10 protein-coding genes are annotated in these 12,249 nt (G+C 47.8%); 4 read left to right on the forward strand and 6 right to left on the reverse strand.

The annotated features are described in order from the left end of the window. Positions 1 to 162 precede the first annotated feature (162 nt). Positions 163 to 2,265, reverse strand: coding sequence for a prolyl oligopeptidase family protein (locus tag KVT36_RS24715; protein WP_217606128.1), 2,103 nt, complete (start codon positions 2,263 to 2,265; stop codon positions 163 to 165). A gap of 210 nt (positions 2,266 to 2,475) precedes the next feature. Between KVT36_RS24715 and pfkA the strand changes: the two genes are divergently transcribed. The 4 genes from pfkA (at position 2,476) to coaA (ending at position 7,494) form a co-directional block, all read left to right on the forward strand. Continuing rightward, a complete protein-coding gene (pfkA, locus tag KVT36_RS24720) occupies positions 2,476 to 3,453 on the forward strand; it encodes a 6-phosphofructokinase (RefSeq protein WP_217606129.1) in 978 nt (325 codons plus the stop codon). 10 nt (positions 3,454 to 3,463) lie between these two features. Continuing rightward, on the forward strand, positions 3,464 to 4,954 hold the full coding sequence (gene pyk, locus KVT36_RS24725; RefSeq protein ID WP_217606130.1) for a pyruvate kinase: 1,491 nt from the start codon (positions 3,464 to 3,466) through the stop codon (positions 4,952 to 4,954). A 91-nt stretch (positions 4,955 to 5,045) separates the two neighbouring features. Further along, positions 5,046 to 6,404, forward strand: a complete 1,359-nt coding sequence (locus tag KVT36_RS24730; RefSeq protein ID WP_217606131.1) for an NAD-dependent succinate-semialdehyde dehydrogenase — start codon at positions 5,046 to 5,048, stop codon at positions 6,402 to 6,404. Between the two features lie 139 nt (positions 6,405 to 6,543). Then, the gene (gene coaA / locus KVT36_RS24735) at positions 6,544 to 7,494 is read left to right on the forward strand and encodes a type I pantothenate kinase (protein WP_217606132.1); all 951 of its coding nucleotides are present in this window, start codon (positions 6,544 to 6,546) and stop codon (positions 7,492 to 7,494) included. A gap of 296 nt (positions 7,495 to 7,790) precedes the next feature. Here the strand turns inward: coaA and tssD are convergent, their stop codons facing one another. From tssD to KVT36_RS24760, 5 genes are all read right to left on the reverse strand, one after another. Next, a complete protein-coding gene (gene tssD / locus KVT36_RS24740; protein ID WP_217606133.1) occupies positions 7,791 to 8,180 on the reverse strand; it encodes a type VI secretion system tube protein TssD in 390 nt (129 codons plus the stop codon). 180 nt (positions 8,181 to 8,360) lie between these two features. Then, positions 8,361 to 8,882 (reverse strand): type VI secretion system TssO, encoded by a 522-nt coding sequence (tssO, locus tag KVT36_RS24745; protein WP_217606134.1) that lies wholly within the window; start codon positions 8,880 to 8,882, stop codon positions 8,361 to 8,363. A gap of 79 nt (positions 8,883 to 8,961) precedes the next feature. Next, on the reverse strand, positions 8,962 to 10,137 hold the full coding sequence (locus KVT36_RS24750; protein ID WP_217606135.1) for a hypothetical protein: 1,176 nt from the start codon (positions 10,135 to 10,137) through the stop codon (positions 8,962 to 8,964). A gap of 46 nt (positions 10,138 to 10,183) precedes the next feature. Then, positions 10,184 to 11,038, reverse strand: a complete 855-nt coding sequence (locus KVT36_RS24755; protein WP_217606136.1) for a TssN family type VI secretion system protein — start codon at positions 11,036 to 11,038, stop codon at positions 10,184 to 10,186. Between the two features lie 110 nt (positions 11,039 to 11,148). Continuing rightward, a complete protein-coding gene (locus tag KVT36_RS24760; RefSeq protein WP_217606137.1) occupies positions 11,149 to 12,102 on the reverse strand; it encodes a type VI secretion system baseplate subunit TssG in 954 nt (317 codons plus the stop codon). Positions 12,103 to 12,249 lie beyond the last annotated feature (147 nt).

Genomic DNA, 12,249 nt, shown 5'->3' on the forward strand with positions numbered 1-12,249 from the left:
ACAATGGCCTCATGGGGGGAACAAAATAAAGGCCGGGGGGGAAGGGGCAACGAAGCAATCACCTGATGGGCTGGAGTTTCCCTCTTCTCCCTTCCCACTGTAGCCTCCTAGCTCCTCGCAATGACGCACCGCTGCATTCAATTCGTAATTGATAATTTATAATTACTTCATGCTCATTCCAAGATTATACATTGTAAACGCCCACACATCCGTTGCCTCATCTATCTGTTTGGAGGTAGGCTTGCCCGCGCCGTGCCCGGCCTGCGTTTCAATGCGTATCAGTGTAGGATTAGGCCCCTTTTGTGCAGCCTGCAAAGTAGCCGCAAACTTAAAGGAGTGCGCCGGTACCACACGGTCGTCATGGTCTGCGGTGGTAACTAACGTAGCCGGGTATGCGGTGCCGGGTTTCAGGTTATGCAGGGGTGAATACCTGATCAGGTAGTTGAACTGCTCCGGCTTATCGCTGCTGCCATACTCCACTACCCAGGCCCAGCCAATGGTGAATTTCTGGTAGCGCAGCATATCCATTACCCCCACTGCCGGCAGGGCCACTTTAAACAGGTCGGGCCGCTGGGTCATACAGGCGCCTATGAGCAGGCCGCCGTTAGATCCGCCGCGGATGGCAATACGGGAAGGCTGGGTGTACTTTTCTTTTACCAGGTATTCTGCAGCGCCAATAAAATCATCGAACACATTTTGCTTATGTTCCAGCATACCGGCCTTGTGCCAGGCTTCCCCATACTCGCTGCCGCCGCGCAGGTTCACTACCGCGTAAATGCCGCCCTGCTCCATAAAGAACAGGTTGGATACATTGAAGCCCGGCGTCATGGGAATATTAAAACCGCCATAACCATATAACAATACCGGGTTGTTGCCATCCAGCTGTATGCCTTTTTTATAGGAAAGGAATATGGGCACTTTTGCGCCATCCTTACTGTTAAAGAACACCTGTCTGGTTTCATACTCCTCGGGGTTGAACTGCACTACCGGCTTATTGTACAGGGTAGATTGGCCGCTGGTTATATCATACTTATAAATGGTGCCAGGTGTGGTAAAAGAGGTAAAGGAATAGAACAGGAACTTCTCATCCATCTTACCGGAAAAGCCGGTGATAGTGCCAATACCGGGTAAGGACACTGCCTGCTCTGTTACTTTGCCGGGCGCTTTTTTATAGTCGTACCGGTATATTTGTTCAGCAGCGTCTTTCAGGTAGCTGGCAAACAGGTAACCGCCGCCGGTGCCGGCGCTCACCAGCACTTCCGGTTTTTCGGCCACTATGGTTTGCCAGTGCTCTTTTTCAGGATGCTGCGGGTCTATCAGCACTATCTTATAGTTCGGCGCATCATGATTGGTACGCACCAGCAGCTTACCGCCAACATTATCAATTACATCCGGCTCATATTCAAAACCCTTTATCAGTATTTTGAAATCCTTCTGGCTGGCATCCTGCAGATCGCGGTACTGTATTTCCCCGCCGGATGTACCTTCTGAGGTATGCAATATCAGGAAACGTTCATCTTCCGTAACAGAAACGCCGGCATTGCGCAGCGGGTGCTCTTTATCCACATACACCAGCTCATCCTGCTCCTGCGGGGTGCCCAGCTTATGATAGTACACTTTATGGAACTCGTTCTTTTTAGACAGGCGGTTCTGTTCATCCGGCGCATCATAACGGCTGTAATAGAACCCGTTCCCTTTCCAGGAAATGCCGCTGAACTTGATCCAGTCCAGCTTATCAGAAGCAGGCTCTTTGGTAGCTACGTTCATTACAAACGCCTGCTGCCAGTCAGAACCTGCGCTGGACAACAGGTAAGCGGCATATTTGTGGTCTTTGGAAAACTCTATGCCGCCAAGGGCAGTAGTGCCGGTGGCGGATAGCTTATTAGGGTCCAGGAATACCTCCGGCGCGCCTTCCAGCCCCTTTCGGCGGTATAATACGGCCTGGTTCTGCAAACCATCGTTCTTATAGAAATAAAAGTACTCTCCTTCCCGGAAAGGCGCCCCTGTTTTGGGATAGTTCCACAGGGTAGAAAGGCGCTGGCGGATGGCTTCCCGGAAAGGGATCTTAGCCAGGTAAGCCTGCGTTACCTTGTTCTGCTCCTGCACCCAGGCTTTGGTGGCTTCGCTATGGTCATCTTCCAGCCAGCGGTAAGGATCTGGTACTTTCGTGCCATGATAATCATCTACAGTATCTGTTTTTTGTGTAACCGGGTAAATGAGCCCCGGTGCCTCCTGTGCCACGGCACTGCCTGTTAAAATGCTCATATAAAATATCGGAATAGATCTATAAATCTTTTTTAGCATGTCTGACTTTTTTGTAAAAAATTCCGGCTTTGATTAACTAAAGTTGAAAATTTAGGTTATTTCATCTAATATCTGTTAGGAAACAAAATCCAAAATGTTATTTTTGTGCGCCCTTTTGGTGTTTTTTTAACAAACCAAATAACCACTGGGAAGATAAATATTATATCCTGAATGAAAAAAGTGAACAACATTGCAGTTCTTACTTCCGGCGGAGATGCCCCAGGCATGAATGCAGCAGTAAGAGCCGTGGTAAGAACAGGTATTTACCATCAGATGAATGTCTATGGCGTCATGTATGGGTACCGGGGAATGGTAAAGAACGAGATTCTTCCTATGGAGTCCAAATCAGTGGCTAACATCATTCAACGCGGGGGCACTATTCTTAAAACCGCCCGTTGCATGGAGTTCTACGAACCGGAAGGCCGCCAGAAAGCCTACGAGAACCTGAAAAAGCATAATATTGACGGGCTGATCGTGATCGGGGGCGACGGATCTTTTAAAGGAGCACAAAAATTCTCTCAGGAATACGATATTCCCTGCATAGGCTTACCCGGCACCATTGATAAGGATATTGCCGGCACCGATTTCACCATCGGGTTTGATACAGCCGTAAATACCGCCATTGATGCAATTGATAAGATACGCGATACCGCCGACGCGCACGACCGCCTCTTTATAATTGAGGTAATGGGACGCGATGCCGGTTATATTGCCCTGCACAGTGGTATCGCCACTGGTGCGGAACATATCATGATGCCAGAGCATAAAGCCGAGGTAGAAGATATTATTGCAGACCTGCAGGCTAATGAGCGCCGCAAAAAGCTGGTGAACCTGATCGTAGTAGCAGAAGGCCATGAAACCGGGGCCAATGAGGTAGCCAATATGATCAAACACCGCTTACCCAATGCAGATACCCGGGTATGTATCCTGGGCCATATCCAAAGGGGCGGTACCCCCACCTGCCAGGACCGTATCCTGGCCAGCCGTATGGGTTATGCAGCCGTAAATGCACTGATAGAAGGCACCTACAACGTAATGGTTGGCATTGTAAATAACAAGATCCACTATACCCCGCTGGACCATGCCGTTAAGGCCAAAGAAGAAATGGACACGGACTGGGTTAAAATGTGTAAAATACTAGCGAGTTAAAAATAAGTTTATGAGTACAAAGGATTTATCCAAATATTATCACAAGCAGATGGATCATGAGGCATCCAGAGAACATTCCACGCACAAAACTAAAATTGTTGCCACGGTTGGTCCCGCCTGCGATACCTATGAAAAATTGCTGGCGCTGGTACAAGCTGGTGTGAATGTGTTCCGTTTGAACTTTTCACATGGTGCGCATGAAGACAAAGCGCGCATCATTGGCCACATCCGCCAGATCAACCAAACGGAGCCTTACAATGTGGCCATCCTGGCCGATCTGCAAGGTCCCAAGCTGCGTGTAGGCGAAATTGAGAATAACGCGCTGCCCCTGAGAGCAGGTGATATCCTCACTTTTGTGAACGAGAAAGTAGTAGGCAACATGGAGCGCATCTATGTTTCTTACGAAAACTTGCACCGTGATATTAAACCGGGTCAGAAGATCCTGCTGGATGATGGTAAGATCGAAACCGTTGTAAAGGAAATTACACCTGCCGGTGAGATCAAAGCAGAAGTAAGCCTGCCTGGTGTACTGTCTTCCAAAAAAGGTTTTAACCTGCCGGATACCAAGGTAGCCCTGCCGGCTTTAACAGACAAAGACCTGGTAGACCTGGAATTTATCATTGACCATGAATGTGACTGGGTAGCCCTTTCCTTTGTGCGCGATGTAAAAGACCTTACCTACCTGCGCAGCAAGCTGAAAGCCCGCGATTCCAAGATCAAGATCATTTCTAAAATAGAAAAGCCGGAAGCTATCGAGAATCTCAAAGAGATCATCTGGGAAAGCGACGGCGTAATGATTGCCCGCGGTGATCTGGGCGTGGAGCTGCCCGTAGAGCAGATCCCCATGATCCAGAAAGATATTATCCGTAAATGTATCCACCGCGCTAAACCGGTGATCGTAGCTACCCAGATGATGGAGAGCATGATAGACCGTACACGCCCCAACCGTAGTGAAATTACGGATGTGGCCAACGCAGTGCTGGAAGGCGCCGATGCAGTAATGCTGAGCGGCGAAACCGCTACCGGTCAGTTCCCGGTACTGGTGATCCAGACCATGAAAAAGATCATTGCTGAAGTAGAGAAGGAAGATATCATTTACAACCGTAACCTGATCCCTCACCGTCACTCTGCCACCTTCCTGAGCGATGCCCTGTGCTACAACGCCTGTAAGATAGCAGAAGACCTGGATGCAGATGCCCTCATTGGTATGACGCAGAGCGGCTACACCGGCTTTATGCTGAGCAGCTACCGCCCGCGCTCTCCGCTGTACATCTTCACCAAGGAAAGGTCGCTGGTAAACCAGCTGAGCCTGAGCTGGGGTGTACGCGCCTTCTACTATGCAGAAGAGAACAGCCTGGACGATATTATCCAGGACCAGATCAACATCCTGAAGGAAAGAGGTTTCCTGTCAAAGGAAGATATTGTGGTGAACACCGGCAGCACCCCTGTAAAGGAACACCTGCCCACCAACATATTAAAGATCACCCGGGTGCAGGATTAAGCGCCTGGCTAAGCATAACATTCAGAAGGAGGAACGGCTTTTGCTGTTCCTCTTTTTTTATGAACTACATTTGATCTTTAAACCTTTTCATATGGGTAACTTCAAAAGCGTGTACCCTTACACGCAGGAAACCATAGCTGAATATGAAGCGCACACCAAAGAGCAGATAGCAGCACTGTTAGCCAAAGGCCACGCCACTTACCGCCAGCTTGGGCAAATACCATTACAGCAACGTTGCGACTGGATGCTGAAAGCCGCAGCCCTGCTGAAAGAGCAGGTAACGGAGCATGCTACCGTTATTACCCGGGAAATGGGTAAAACGTTGAAAGAAGCCAAAGCAGAAGTATTAAAATGCGCCGCCAGCGCAGAATATTATGCGCAGAATATTGCAGCCATGCTGCAGCCCAAACCCCTTAATTCCGACGCCAGCAAGAGTTACGCGCTATACCAGCCCAAAGGCATTATACTGGCTATAATGCCCTGGAATTTCCCTTACTGGCAGGTGTTCCGCTTTGCCCTTCCCAACCTGCTGGCAGGCAATACCGGGCTGCTGAAACATGCCAGCAATGTAAGCGGCTGTGCGCTGGCCATTGAAAAGCTGTTCCTGCAGGCCGGTTTCCCGGAAGGAGCCTTCCAGGCCGTACTGGTAAATTCCAAAGACATTGAGCCCATTATAGCCGACGACCGTGTACAGGGCGTAACCCTTACCGGCAGCACACCAGCGGGTATGAGCGTAGCGCAGCTGGCCGGCAAATACATTAAAAAGAGCGTACTGGAATTAGGCGGCAGCGATCCCTTTGTGGTGCTGAAAGATGCCGACCTGGAAGCCGCTGCCGCCATAGCAGTAAAGGCGCGTATGCAAAACGCCGGCCAGTCATGCATTGCAGCCAAACGCTGGATAGTGGAAAGCGCTGTTGCAGAGGAATTTACGCATAAGGTAACCGGCATGCTGCAAAAAATGCAGCAGGGTGATCCCTTTGCGGAAAACACAGAAATGGGACCTATGGCCCGCCCCGACCTGGCAGAAGGCCTGGCCAAACAATTACAGCAAACCATACAGCAGGGCGGCAGGCTGCTTACCGGCGGACAGTATGAGGGCTGCAACTTTACCCCTACCCTGCTCACTAACATAGAGGCTCATATGACGGCTTTTGAGGAAGAAACCTTTGGCCCGCTGGCCGCCATTATTATTGCCACAGATGAGCAGCAGGCCATTACCCTGGCTAACCACCCCACTTTTGGCTTAGGGGCTGCCTTGTGGAGCAAAGACCTGGAAAAGGCTGCCCGCCTGGCCACACAAATAGAAAGCGGTAACGTGTACATAAACGATATGGTGCATTCAGATGCCCGCCTGCCTTTTGGCGGCATTAAACAATCCGGTTACGGGCGGGAGCTGGCTGCCGAAGGCACACACGAGTTCCTGAATATCAAAACAGTGTACATCAAATAGCACAGCGCAGGTTAAATGATAGCCGGAACGGGTAGCAGCCTTTTCCGGCTATCCTTTTTACAATAGGATATATGGTCCAAGTATTCTAACTTCATCCCCTCATTTTAATTAAGCAACCCAGGCTGCTTCCCAATTAACTATGAAACAACAGACTAAACCAACGCGTTATTCGCCTTACATCACCATCAGCAGGGAAGAATGGGCCCGGCAAAGAGATGATGCCGCCTTAGTGTTTGAGAATGACATTTCCAAGCTGCAGGGCCTCAATGAGCCACTTACATCAGAAGAGGTGCTGGCCATATACTTACCGCTGGCCCGCTTATTAAACCTGCATGTAACAGCCGCGCAACAGCTACACACCACTACCAACAGGTTCCTGAATAATCATACGCATAAAGTACCTTACATTATTGGTATTGCAGGCAGCGTAGCAGTGGGTAAAAGCACTACTGCGCGCGTGCTGCAGCGCTTACTGTCCGCCTACCCTAACCATACCCGGGTAGACCTGGTGACTACGGATGGTTTCCTATATCCCAACCGGGTGCTGGAACAAAAAGGACTCATGAACCGTAAAGGTTTCCCGGAGAGTTATGATATCCGCAAGCTGATACAGTTCCTGGCCAATGTAAAATCAGGCATGGAAAAAGTAAGCGCACCTATTTACTCGCACCTGGAATATGATATTATTACAGAAGAGCAGCAGCAGATAGAATCACCGGATATTGTAATAGTAGAAGGCATTAACGTATTACAGGTAAGGAACCGTGAGCAGCGGGAGCCTGCTGTATTCGTATCTGACTTTTTCGATTTTTCCATTTATGTACATGCCGCAGAAAAAGATCTGCGCGAGTGGTACATTGCCCGCTTTGAATCGCTGCGCAGCACTGCTTTCCAGGATCCGCACTCCTACTTTCACCGCTATGCACATCTGTCTGACAAAGAAACGGTGGAGATGGCTACGCACATCTGGAATGAGATCAACAAACCTAACCTGGAGCAAAATATTGAACCTACCCGTTACCGCGCCAGCCTTATTTTAGAAAAAGGCAGCCACCATTTTGTACAGTCCATACAGCTGCGTAAAACATAAAAGAATGTAAAATGTAAAATCATAAATGTAAAATATAAAAGTGGAATGCATCGAATAAGGGCTGCATTCCACTTTTACATTTATCTCGTTCATAAGTCTTTTAAATGGTCTCTATGAACCTCCTTCGTCGGTTTAGCATTTTACATTTATGATTTTACATTCTTCGAACTACGTATAACCATCGCAGTTATATTACTATTATTAGCTACGTACAAACACTTACGTCCGTTTGCACAATAAAAAAAGGCCCCGGTTTGCACCGGAACCTTTTCCACTATTCATAATAGCTTAGGGGATTATCCAACCCACTGATTGATGTGAGAACCATTGCCGGAAGCCAGTTCGCGGGCAGAAATGGTAAACGTGATCGTCATGGGGTTCGGATTGTCCGAATCAAAGTTTTCTTCAAACTTCACCAGGTAGCCTTCTTTAAAGGTTACAGTTTTCAGTTTGGAGTCGGAATCTCTTTTGTAAAAAGTGATGGTGCCATCTTTACGTTCAAAGTTGTTCACCATCCACTCAAAGAGATCAGTTTCGCCAGTTGATTCTACAGTCAAACGAATGCGGCCTCCGCGTGTAATGGCGGATGGGCGGCCTGTTGCATCAACTTCTTGATTGAGATCGTAGCTGCAGTATTTTACAACATACTTTTTGCCAGCTACTTCAAACTCGGATTTGAAAGACATGGGTTAAATGTTTAAGGTTACCAAATAATTAAAAATACCTAAGAAGAAATAAGTAATTATATAAGCTTCAAAAGTAAAAGATAATCATTAAGTAGCCAAGCATTGTTGCATCGTAAATGGATATTTAACACATGTTGGTTTTATTAATTCATTTTTATTTCAATATGTTTTCAGGATGAATTAACGCCCCGGAGTGCTTGCTGACAGGCGTTTGTAGTACTCCAGCTGGTTATCTGAGCGGTCTAGCTGCGTGCTCAGATCCTGCACTTTTTCCTTTAATTCTGCAATGGTGCGCTGTGCATCCTGCAGGCCGCGCAGCTGCTGCTTGCTTTCCTGTAATGCCAGGCCTATCTGCACAAAATTATCATACAGGCTGTAATGTGTTACTACATCTTTGGGAATGGCATTGTGCATGTTGGAAAGGTTCTTCACAATCTCCTGCTCCACGTAAATAGCATTCTGGTTGGGCGCATTTACAGAATCCAGGTTGGCTCTTATCTTCTCCTGGTTCTGCACAAAATCGGCCTGGAAAGCCTGCTCCTTGCGGTATGAGCTGATCTCTTTACGCAGCTCTGCATTCTCCCTTACCGGTACCTGGAAGTTGAAGAAAACTGCTACAACAAAAAGTCCCACTGTTGCTACAAAAAATAGCAGGAACCATAAAAAGGCGGTTGTTCTTTCCTGTTTGTTTAATACTTGCATACAATATTTATTTTTTGGAGTTAGCGAATAGCTCTGCAGCTATGCCAACGGTAAGTTGAATGATCTAAGAGTTATTTCATCAATCTGTAAAGAACCAGCGTTTGGTTTTATGCTTGCGCAGGTATTCGCTGTCTTCCGGTGATTCTTCTTTTACAAAGATGCCGCTGTCCTGTTTGCGGCCAATATAATCCAGCCGGCTCAGGCTGTCAAACAGCTTATTCACTGCGCGTACAAAGGGTATCATGGGCTGCAGGCATTCCCTTACATCCATATGTTTATAACGGATGTTGGCGCAGTTGATCATCAGCGTTTCCAGCTCGCCCTGCCGCAGCTCACACCACTCGCTTAAATAGTTCAGCAGCTCTTCTTTACCGGCGCTGGCCCGCTGATCAATGGCATTCTTCATAGTGCGTGCCAAACCGGCTACCACTTCCAGCATTTCAGCAGGCGTTTGGTATAAACCTAACCAGCGGAACTGGGTAATGCGAGTGCCCAGGTACTGCACCATTTTCTCCGTAATGTATAATACTACCTGCGCCAGGTCATTATCCTGTTTGCGGGAATATATTTTCTGTACAATGTGCACACCATATAACTCCATTTGCCCCAGGAACTGGTCCAGCTCCTGGTGCAGATCTGCCAGGGCAGGGTGCGCAGCTACAATAGCACAGGGTGGTATATAATCATCATCCAGCTGCGGACGTGTATCCTTTACCGTTATTTTGCCCAGGATCATCTGGTAGCTGCCCAGCTGGCCTTGCGGCAGCTGCGATGCGGGTATTACATACAGGTTATACTCCGGTGTGGCATAAGGCAGCCGCGGCGGATCTTCCTGCAGCAGCGGCTCCCCGCTGGGCTGACGGTCAAACGGGTTTACCTGTATTAAAATATAAAAAGTGCTTTCAGCATGGGAAGGGTCCCATTTGTATTCTGCTTCCGGGAAAGTAGTGGCATATTTCAGGGAGTGTACTGTGTGCTCCGGTATCTCAATACGGCCGCCACCCGGCGTTACTGCCCGGCACTCCGTTAGCTTCACACGCCACAGCTGCTGGTTATCTATCACAAACCAGCAACGTAAAGATTCCTTTTGTTCTGCTTTAGGTTGCAACAGGCCATAGTTCTGCGCATGCAGCCTTACAGTAATTGCATCCCGCAGCTGGTCCAGCATTGCATTCTCTGTATCAATGAAGTGCTGCTTCTTGATCTTCATCCCATCTACCCAGTTAACGGGGAAATATTTCAACGGCTCCGCCATAATTGTATGTTTAAATTGTAAGGAGTGATGGTGGTAACACCAACCCTCACGATAATACTACTCTGTTGCAAATGATCACGCTGTTTTCCTGGATGCCATTCATAAATACCGGCTTATCGGGGTCTAATGTTCTGGTGCCAACAAAAAAGCGGGGTTTGCGGTGAAATACCCAGCCGTAGGGCTGTCCGTTCGTATCCAGGAAATCGATCGGCGTATTGGGATAACGGTCGTTGTAATCATTCAGGAAATGATAGAACAGGTCGCCCAGGTCCATCTTAATAGGCGTTCGGGCGCGGAAATAAATGCGGCTGTTATCATTCACCTTTTTCTCCAGCTCAAATCCTATCACGATCAGGTCGCGCATTTCATCCTCATTCACCTGCGGCGCTTCCTTATATAAAGGATATTGCCACCATTTATGCACCTTGGCCGGTATCGTCATCATCTTCTCAAAGGTTTTGTACACAAAGGTGGGCAATACAAAAGAGAACATAGCGGTAAGCATGGGATAATACAGGAACGTGCCTTTTGACATCCAGTAATGTACCAGCACGGATATGGCGCCCCCAAACAACCAGATGGCTACAATAAAGGCCAGCTCTGATCCAAGTGTTTTTTCATTGGCCCAGAAACGGGTATACATAAAATGGCAATGCACCACGCCTAATCCCATGAACCATACGGAGGAGAAAATGTACTGGCTCATCAGGTTCTGGTTAGTGAACAGGTATGGCAGGGAGGCTACCACCCCAAACACCAGCGTCATGTAAAACAGGTACCATAACGCTTTCTTCTTATACAGGGCAAAATTCTTGATAAAACGGCTTAGCATGGCAACGGTTAGCCCGCCAATGGCTAATACTGCCGCTACTACCAGGTATATCTTAGCTTTTAATAACATACCAATGAATGGGGATTTAATTACGAATTACGCTAAATGCTTAATGCTAAGCATTTAGTGTTTAGCATCTAGCGTTTAGCGTAATTCATTATTGTCTATTCGGTTCAAATCTACAGAAATAAGTTATAACCCATAATACCTTCCTTACGGTTCTCATCTGCTACAGCAGCGCCTTTTTCGGCACTGTTGGGCTCCAACAGGGTTTCAATCTCCACATCGGCAGGTAATAAAAAATTATAACATGTTTCCAGCAACTGCCCATAGGGTTGCCAGGGTAAGTAATCATATATACGTTGACGTTGCAGGGGGCCTATAGTTACTTTCATCACCGGCATATCAGTATAAAAATCTTCGCCGGCCAGGGTATCCAGTCCAAGACGGGCATCGCCCAGCGGAACGCCGCTGCTGCTTTGCACACGCCGGGGCGTATAGTCACAAACGATCTGCACCTCTTCTTCCAGTATTACCTGCAAACACAATTGCACCAGGGGTATGTTACCTGCAATCCGGTGCATATATGGCAATAATCTTACCAAACGGTTCGTTGGCGCTTTGGGTAAGTTGGGATTAATGCCCCAGAAAGATAAGAATAACTGGTCGGCATCTTTACCAAAAGCGTCAAATAATAAATGTTTTTCCCGCTGTTCCAGGAACACCCGTTGCAGGAAAAATTCATGCTCCAGCGGTTGAAAGAACTTACGGGCCTGCTGCTGTTCCTGCTGCTGTTTTTTATAATTAGCCACCATCTCCTGCACAGAGCCACGGCGCTGTGAAGAGAACTCATGGAACAGCCCTTCCGGCAAACGGTCGTACAAACCATCCCTCGAAAGCTGCAGCATAATAAAGGGATGATATGGTTGTGAATCATCCAGCTTTACGCCTGTAATATCCCGTGCAAAAGCCCGGCTGAACACATTCTGCATCTGCACGGCCACTTCTTCCTGCTGCAGCTGGTTATCCAGCAGCTCGCCCACTACTACCTCAGCCCGTACATCTTCATGCAAGCGACGAATATGATCTATCACTTCTTCCAGCACAGCCGCCTTTTGTGCATAGCTCGTCATTTAAATATTTGTTTTACGGTTTTTCATTTGTTAACATCGGTCTCATGGGATCTTGCCTTCATATTCATTATACTAAGGCCCATGCCCGGTTTTTGCAGTTGTATTGATATGAACAAAGTGTAATACGTAAGTTAGCTTTTGGGTTAA

Origin of the sequence: Chitinophaga sp. GbtcB8 (genome assembly GCF_019091455.1) — a bacterium.
Taxonomy (GTDB): Bacteria; Bacteroidota; Bacteroidia; order Chitinophagales; family Chitinophagaceae; genus Chitinophaga.

Coding starts and splice junctions, on each gene's coding strand:
- tssD (WP_217606133.1), bottom strand. CDS start 8,180: ATGTCTTTCAAATCCGAGTTTGAAGTAGCTGGCAAAAAGTATGTTGTA.
- pfkA (WP_217606129.1), top strand. CDS start 2,476: ATGAAAAAAGTGAACAACATTGCAGTTCTTACTTCCGGCGGAGATGCC.
- coaA (WP_217606132.1), top strand. CDS start 6,544: ATGAAACAACAGACTAAACCAACGCGTTATTCGCCTTACATCACCATC.
- KVT36_RS24730 (WP_217606131.1), top strand. CDS start 5,046: ATGGGTAACTTCAAAAGCGTGTACCCTTACACGCAGGAAACCATAGCT.
- KVT36_RS24760 (WP_217606137.1), bottom strand. CDS start 12,102: ATGACGAGCTATGCACAAAAGGCGGCTGTGCTGGAAGAAGTGATAGAT.
- tssO (WP_217606134.1), bottom strand. CDS start 8,882: ATGCAAGTATTAAACAAACAGGAAAGAACAACCGCCTTTTTATGGTTC.
- KVT36_RS24755 (WP_217606136.1), bottom strand. CDS start 11,038: ATGTTATTAAAAGCTAAGATATACCTGGTAGTAGCGGCAGTATTAGCC.
- KVT36_RS24715 (WP_217606128.1), bottom strand. CDS start 2,265: ATGAGCATTTTAACAGGCAGTGCCGTGGCACAGGAGGCACCGGGGCTC.
- pyk (WP_217606130.1), top strand. CDS start 3,464: ATGAGTACAAAGGATTTATCCAAATATTATCACAAGCAGATGGATCAT.
- KVT36_RS24750 (WP_217606135.1), bottom strand. CDS start 10,137: ATGGCGGAGCCGTTGAAATATTTCCCCGTTAACTGGGTAGATGGGATG.